Annotated in this window: 3 protein-coding genes; all 3 read left to right on the plus strand. The window is 62.7% G+C overall.

Features of this window, described 5'->3' with window-relative positions:
• Positions 1–1,083 (plus strand): glycine cleavage system aminomethyltransferase GcvT (gcvT, locus tag AC2FJC_RS23730; protein ID WP_496742176.1); only part of this gene is annotated, 1,083 nt, incomplete at its 5' end.
• An 18-nt stretch (positions 1,084–1,101) separates the two neighbouring features.
• Complete coding sequence (gcvH, locus tag AC2FJC_RS23735) at positions 1,102–1,467, plus strand: glycine cleavage system protein GcvH (protein WP_058271403.1); 366 nt, start codon at positions 1,102–1,104, stop codon at positions 1,465–1,467.
• 112 nt (positions 1,468–1,579) lie between these two features.
• A partial coding sequence (gcvP, locus tag AC2FJC_RS23740; protein ID WP_496742178.1) for an aminomethyl-transferring glycine dehydrogenase occupies positions 1,580–4,412 on the plus strand: 2,833 nt, incomplete at its 3' end.

The following is a 4,412-nucleotide window of genomic DNA, read 5'->3' on the forward strand; positions in this document are numbered from 1 at the left end:
AAACGCACCCCCTTGTATGACTTGCACGTCGAACTCGGCGGTAAGCTTGTTGATTTTGCTGGGTGGGAGATGCCTGTTCAGTATCCTTTGGGGATTATGGGGGAGCATAAGCAGTGTCGTGAGAAGGCGGCGTTGTTTGATGTGTCTCATATGGGTCAGGTGATCCTGCGCGGTGAGAATGTGGGTGAGAAGCTGGAAGCTTTGTGCCCGCAGGCCTACGCGACCCTGAAGCCGGGCAAGGCGCGGTACGGGTTCTTTACCAACGCGGATGGCGGGATCATGGACGATTTGATCGTGTCGAATGCGGGCGATTACTATTTCGTGGTGGTGAACGCGGCGCTGCGCCATCAGGACATTCCGCATATGCGGGAACACCTTGACGGCGTCGAAGTGACCGAGATCTTCGACCGCGCGCTGGTGGCGGTCCAAGGTCCTGCAGCGGAAAACGTTGTGGGTGATCTTTGCCCTGCCGCCCGCGACCTGAAGTTCATGGAAACCACTGAGGCCCCGATCAACGGCGTAGACTGCCGCATCTCGCGTCTGGGCTACACCGGTGAGGACGGGTACGAGATCTCGATCCCCGAGGACAAGGCGATCGAGGTCAGCAAGGCGTTCCTGGCGCATGAGGATTGCGAAGCGGCCGGTCTGGGCGCGCGCGACAGCCTGCGGCTTGAGGCGGGTCTGTGCCTCTATGGCAATGACATCGATCAGAGCACCTCGCCGATTGAGGCCAGCCTCGGCTGGTCGATCCAGAAGCGCCGCAAGGAAGAAGGCGGCTTTCCGGGCGCAGACCGCGTGCAGAAGGAACTGGCCGAAGGCCCTGCTAAAAAGCTGGTTGGCATCAAGCCCGATGGCCGCGCTCCAGCGCGTCAGGGCGTGGAAATCCAGTGCGCCGAGGGCAATACGATCGGTCAGATCACCTCGGGCGTATTTGGCCCCACGGTCGGCGGACCGGTGGCGATGGGCTATGTTTCCAAGGGCCACGGTGAGCCGGGCGAGACGGTGAACCTGATCATCCGGGGCAAGCCGCAGCCGGCGCAGATCGTGGCGCTGCCCTTCGTCAAACAGAATTACAAGCGTTGAAGTCAGGAGAGAGACAACATGGCAACCTATTATTCCGAAGAGCATGAATGGCTGACCGTCGAAGGCGACACGGCCACTCTGGGCATCACCAAGCACGCGGCTGAACAGCTGGGCGACGTGGTGTTCGTGGAGCAGCAGGAAGCAGGCGATGAGTTTGAAAAAGGCGGCGAGATCGGCGTGATCGAATCCGTCAAGGCCGCCTCCGAGCTTTATGCCCCGGTCGATGGCGAGATCACGGAAGTGAACGAAGCGCTGGCCGACAACCCCGGCGCGCTGAACGAAGACCCCGAGGGCGAAGCCTGGATCTACAAGATCAAGATCGCGGATGCCGCGCAGCTGGAGGATCTGATGGATCTGGACGGCTACAAGGCCCTGATCGGGTAAACCCAAACGGCGGGTCCTTTCGCGGATCCGCCCCTTCATCTGGCTAAAAATATCCCCGCCGGAGGCTCCTGCCAGAGCGGCCGGGCGAGACATTCCCTGAGGAGCATGACCTATGGCCTTCAAACTGACTGATTACGAAGCCTATGACTTCGCCAACCGCCGCCATATCGGGCCCAGCCCGACGGAAATGCGCGACATGCTCAAGGTGATTGGCTTCAAGACGCTGGACCAGCTGATCGACGCCACCGTCCCGCCTGCGATCCGGCAAAAAGAGCCGCTGGACTGGGGTCCGGCGATGACCGAACGCGATGCGCTCTTTTACATGAAAGAGGTGGCGAGCAAGAACAAGGTTCTGACCTCGCTGATCGGTCAGGGCTATTATGGCACCACCACGCCGGCGCCGATCCTGCGCAACATCCTGGAAAACCCGGCCTGGTACACCGCCTATACGCCCTACCAGCCCGAGATCAGCCAGGGCCGGCTTGAGGCGCTGCTGAACTTCCAGACCATGGTCAGCGACCTGACCGGTCTGGACGTGGCCAACGCCTCGCTCCTGGACGAAGCCACTGCGGCGGCCGAAGCCATGGCGATGGCCAAGCGTGGTGGCCGGTCAAAGGCCAACAACGCGGCCTTCTTCGTGGACAAGAACTGCCACCCGCAGACCATCGCAGTCATCAAAACGCGCGCCGAGCCTCTGGGCATCGACGTGCAGGTCGCCGACCCGGACACGCTGGATGCGGGATCGGTCTTTGGCGCAATCTTCCAGTATCCCGGCACCCACGGCCATGTGCGCGACTTCACCAACGAGATTGCGGCGCTGCATGAGCACAAAGCCATCGCCATCGTCGCCGCCGACATCCTGTCGCTGGCGCTGCTGAAATCGCCCGGTGAGATGGGCGCGGATATTGCCATCGGCTCGACCCAGCGCTTTGGTGTTCCGATGGGCTATGGCGGGCCGCACGCCGCTTACATGGCGACCACCGACAAGCTGAAGCGCTCCATGCCGGGCCGGATCATCGGTGTGTCGATCGACGCGCGCGGCAACAAGGCTTACCGCCTGGCGCTGCAGACGCGTGAGCAGCACATTCGCCGCGAGAAGGCCAACTCGAATGTCTGCACCGCGCAGGCGCTCTTGGCGGTGATTGCCTCGATGTATGCGGTCTATCACGGCCCCGACGGCATCAAGGCCATCGCGCAATCGGTGCACCGCAAGACCTCGCGTCTGGCCGCCGGCCTGGAAGAGGCAGGCTTTGCCGTCGAGCCAGAGGTGTTCTTCGACACCATCACGGTTGAGGTCGGCCACCTGCAGAATGTCGTCATGGAGGCCGCGGTGGCGCGCGGTGTGAACCTGCGCAAGGTCGGCGAGACCAAGGTCGGCATCAGCCTGGACGAACAGACCCGCCCCGAGACCATCGAGGCCGTCTGGGGCGCCTTCGGCATCGATCGCACCGATGACAGCTCAAACAAAGTCTATCGCCTGCCCGATTACGCGCTGCGCGAAAGCCCGTACCTGACCCACGAGATCTTCCACAAGAACCGGGCCGAGGCAGAGATCACGCGCTACATGCGCCGTCTGGCCGACCGCGATCTGGCGCTGGACCGGGCGATGATTCCGCTGGGGTCCTGCACCATGAAGCTGAATGCCACGATCGAGATGATCCCGGTCACCTGGCCCGAGTTCGGCAATCTGCACCCGTTCTGCCCCGAAGATCAGGCGCGGGGCTATCATGAGATGATCGACGATCTGAACGACAAGCTGTGCCAGATCACCGGCTATGACGCGATCAGCCAGCAGCCCAACTCGGGTGCGCAGGGCGAATATGCGGGCCTGCTGACCATCCGCAACTATCACGCCGCGCGGGGTGAGGCACACCGCAATGTCTGCCTGATCCCGACCTCGGCGCATGGCACCAACCCGGCCTCGGCGCAGATGGTGGGCTATCAGGTTGTGCCGGTGCAGGCTGATGAGAACGGCAACATTGACCTGAATGACTTCCGCGCCAAGGCCGAGAAGCATTCCGATCATCTGGCCGCCTGCATGATCACCTATCCGTCCACCCATGGCGTGTTCGAGACCACCGTTCAGGAGGTCTGCCAGATCACCCATGATCACGGCGGTCAGGTCTATATCGACGGCGCCAACATGAACGCCATGGTGGGTCTCTCGCGTCCGGGTGACATTGGCGGCGACGTCAGCCACCTGAACCTGCACAAGACCTTCTGCATCCCGCATGGCGGCGGCGGCCCCGGCATGGGCCCGATCGGCGTCAAGGCGCATCTGGAGGAACACCTGCCCGGCCACCCGGAATACGGCACCGCCGTGGGTCCGGTCTCGGCCGCTCCCTTCGGCTCGCCGTCCATTCTGCCGGTCAGCTGGGCCTATGTGCTGCTGATGGGCGGCGCGGGTCTGACGCAGGCGACCAAGGTGGCGATCCTGAACGCCAACTACATCGCGGCGCGTCTGCAGGATGCCTATCCCATCCTCTACACCTCGGAAACGGGTCGTGTGGCGCATGAATGCATCCTCGACACCCGTCCGCTGGACGAGGCGGCACAGGTCAGCGTTGACGACATCGCCAAGCGTCTGGTCGATAGCGGCTTCCACGCGCCCACCATGTCCTGGCCGGTGGCCGGAACCCTGATGGTTGAGCCCACGGAATCTGAACCCAAGGATGAGCTGGACCGCTTCTGCGACGCCATGCTGTCCATCCGGGCCGAAGCGCAGGACATCATCGACGGCAAGATCGACGCGGAGAACAACCCGCTGAAAAACGCCCCCCACACGGTGCGCGATCTGGTCGGTGACTGGGACCGGCCCTACAGCCGCGAACAGGCCTGCTTCCCCCCAGGCTCCATGGGCGTCGACAAATACTGGTCCCCCGTAAACCGCGTCGACAACGCATATGGCGACAGAAACCTAATCTGCACATGCCCCCCAATGGACG

This window comes from Ruegeria sp. CDSB117 (assembly GCF_059611005.1).

Excerpts from the sequence above, each read along its gene's own strand:
- gcvH (WP_058271403.1), top strand. The coding sequence starts at position 1,102 with ATGGCAACCTATTATTCCGAAGAGCATGAATGGCTGACCGTCGAAGGC.